At 40.2% G+C, this 2,425-nt stretch carries 4 protein-coding genes; all 4 read right to left on the bottom strand.

Annotation, left to right across the window (positions count from 1 at the left end; all coding sequences use genetic code 11):
- Positions 1-25: 25 nt before the first annotated feature.
- The 4 genes from lptB to ABZC96_RS09630 are packed head-to-tail and all read right to left on the bottom strand — an operon-like array spanning position 26 to position 2,424.
- The gene (gene lptB / locus ABZC96_RS09615; RefSeq protein ID WP_373030761.1) at positions 26-748 is read right to left on the bottom strand and encodes an LPS export ABC transporter ATP-binding protein; all 723 of its coding nucleotides are present in this window, start codon (positions 746-748) and stop codon (positions 26-28) included.
- The gene (gene tsaE / locus ABZC96_RS09620; protein ID WP_373030763.1) at positions 748-1,170 is read right to left on the bottom strand and encodes a tRNA (adenosine(37)-N6)-threonylcarbamoyltransferase complex ATPase subunit type 1 TsaE; all 423 of its coding nucleotides are present in this window, start codon (positions 1,168-1,170) and stop codon (positions 748-750) included. Before tsaE ends, lptB begins: the two co-directional genes overlap by 1 nt.
- Positions 1,170-2,159: an anthranilate phosphoribosyltransferase gene (gene trpD / locus ABZC96_RS09625; RefSeq protein ID WP_373030765.1), complete on the bottom strand. Its 990-nt coding sequence runs from the start codon at positions 2,157-2,159 to the stop codon at positions 1,170-1,172. The genes tsaE and trpD overlap by 1 nt, the downstream gene beginning before the upstream one ends.
- A 13-nt stretch (positions 2,160-2,172) precedes the next feature.
- Positions 2,173-2,424, bottom strand: coding sequence for an RNA-binding S4 domain-containing protein (locus tag ABZC96_RS09630; RefSeq protein WP_373030767.1), 252 nt, complete (start codon positions 2,422-2,424; stop codon positions 2,173-2,175).
- Position 2,425 lies beyond the last annotated feature (1 nt).

A 2,425-nucleotide genomic window follows, 5' to 3' on the forward strand; every position in this document is an offset into this window, starting at 1 on the left:
AAAGCACCCAGGTGCATACTATTGATTAAAATGTAAAGTGTTCTCCAAGATAATGCTTGCGTACATTCTCGTCATTGGCTACTTCATCACTTGTACCTGTCGCTAACATTTCTCCACTTCTCATCACATAAGCTCTGTCACAGATCCCCAATGTTTCACGTACATTATGGTCAGTAATGAGAATACCCATGTCCAGATCGACCAGTTGTTTGATAATGTTTTGTATATCCAACACTGCTATAGGATCAACACCGGCAAAAGGTTCATCCAGAAGTAAAAACTTTGGTTCTCCGACCAATGCTCTTGCTATCTCAACCCTTCTTCTCTCTCCCCCGCTGAGGCGTATCCCTAATCGGGCACGTATAGGTTCGATGTTGAAAATTTCAAGTAGTTTTTCAATACGTGGCTGGATCGTCTCTTTGTCAAGATTTAATGCTTCGGCTGCAATGAGCAAATTTTCTTCTACTGTAAGGTCTTTAAAAATACTGGACTCTTGAGGCAGATACCCTATACCCATTTGTGCACGAGCACTTAAAGGCAGTTTTGTGACATCTTTGCCATCTAAAAAGACTTGTCCTTCTGTAGCATCTGTTAATCCACATACCATGTAGAATGAAGTGGTCTTCCCCGCACCGTTGGGACCAAGAAGCCCTACGATCTCTTTACTCTTCACACTTAAAGAGATATCATGTACCAGCTTTGTTTTTTTAATGGTTTTCGCAAGGCTTTTGGCTTCAAGTGTATGCATTATGCTTCTATCCTATAAGTTCTACTATTTTCATTGGTTTCTATCTCTATCATTGCAACATTATAGCCTACACCTTCTAAAAAGGCTTTAAGTTCATCAGAACCCCACTCTACCATGTGCCATCCCGGCTTCTCAAACTCTTCAAAAAGTCCCATCTGCATAAACTCTTCATGGTCTAAACGATACAGGTCATAATGGTACAAACTACTGCCATCTTTTGCACCATAACACTGTTGTAAAGAAAAGGTTGGAGAAGTCACTTCACCTTCGATTCCTTTTGCTTTTGCTATGGCTTGTGTGAGTGTTGTTTTTCCTGCAGCAAGATCACCTCTTAAAAATACGATTGCATCAGAAGGAAGTGTTTTATACAGGTAACTGACAACTTTATCAAGTTCATCCAGTGATGCGTTTATCTCTTTCACTACGCAATACTTCCTGACAATTGTTGACTTATCTTAGCCATAAGCTTTAAATGTTCATTGGCTTTACCGCTATCAAGTCCGCTTTTAGCTATCTCTATCGCTTCCTCTATGTCACGTGCATTGCCATCTACAAATAGTGCAAATGCTGCATTGAGTAGAACGATATCTCTTTTTGCACCTCTCTCTTCTCCTGAAAATATATCTCGAGTGATCTGCGCATTAAAATTTGCATCTCCACCCAAGATCGCTTCTTTAGGAGCAAGTTTAAATCCAAACATCTCCGGATTTATCTCACCTTCTAAAATACGGTTTGATTCCACATAAGCAAAAGAGGAGTTGCAAGCAAGAGAGATCTCATCCATACCATCATGACTGCTGACCACACAGGCACGTTTTGCACCAAGTTCAAGCAGTGCATCTGCCATACGTTTAATGTAGGAAGGGTCAAATACACCTAAGAGATATTTCTCTGCTCCAGCAGGGTTTGTCAGTGGTCCAAGTATGTTAAAGATCGTTCTATGCTCTATGGACTTACGTACAGGCATAATGTGTTTCATTGCAGGGTGATGATCTGTTGCAGGGAAAAAACAAAACCCCGTCTCTTCAAGCATTTTAATCTTGTTGTCTATACTCAGATCGAGGTTAATGCCCAATGCTTCCAAAACATCAGTAGATCCTGAGTTTGAAGTTACACTTCTGTTACCGTGTTTAGCCACTACACGTCCCAGAGAAGCCAGTAGTAGAGAAACCGTCGTAGAGATGTTAAAGCTTCCACTTTTATCTCCGCCTGTACCGACAATATCAATGGCTTTTTCTTTCAGTTCATCATATAAAGAGAGTTTAATGGAGTGTTCACGCATTACAGAAGCAGCCGCAGCGATATCACTGCCACTTTCACCTTTCTTATAAAGGTCTACAAGAAAAGCCCTTGCTTCCTCTGTACTCATTTCATTGTTAAATAGTTTTTCAAATTCTTCTCTGATACCCATCACTCTCTCCTATTTAATTTGACAACTCTTTGACATACTCTTCTTTTTGACTTTTAGGTATAGTTTTTGTTGTAGGTATTTGTAGTACTTCATAAGACTTCGGACCTTTAAGATACTCTATGGTCACCTTATCCCCTACAGCTACATTTTTAGAGGCTTTTGCTTTCAAACCATTCACCAAAACAACACCACTTTTAAGCATATCTGTAGCAATAGTACGACGCTTCACCACATTCACAGCCGACAACCACTTATCTACACGCATA

It is taken from the genome of Sulfurovum sp. (assembly GCF_041551015.1).
GTDB lineage: Bacteria > Campylobacterota > Campylobacteria > Campylobacterales > Sulfurovaceae > Sulfurovum.

What these genes read in the sequence shown, in the direction of transcription:
- lptB (WP_373030761.1), bottom strand. Translation starts at nt 748, where the DNA reads ATGCATACACTTGAAGCCAAAAGCCTTGCGAAAACCATTAAAAAAACA.
- trpD (WP_373030765.1), bottom strand. Translation starts at nt 2,159, where the DNA reads ATGGGTATCAGAGAAGAATTTGAAAAACTATTTAACAATGAAATGAGT.
- ABZC96_RS09630 (WP_373030767.1), bottom strand. Translation starts at nt 2,424, where the DNA reads ATGCGTGTAGATAAGTGGTTGTCGGCTGTGAATGTGGTGAAGCGTCGT.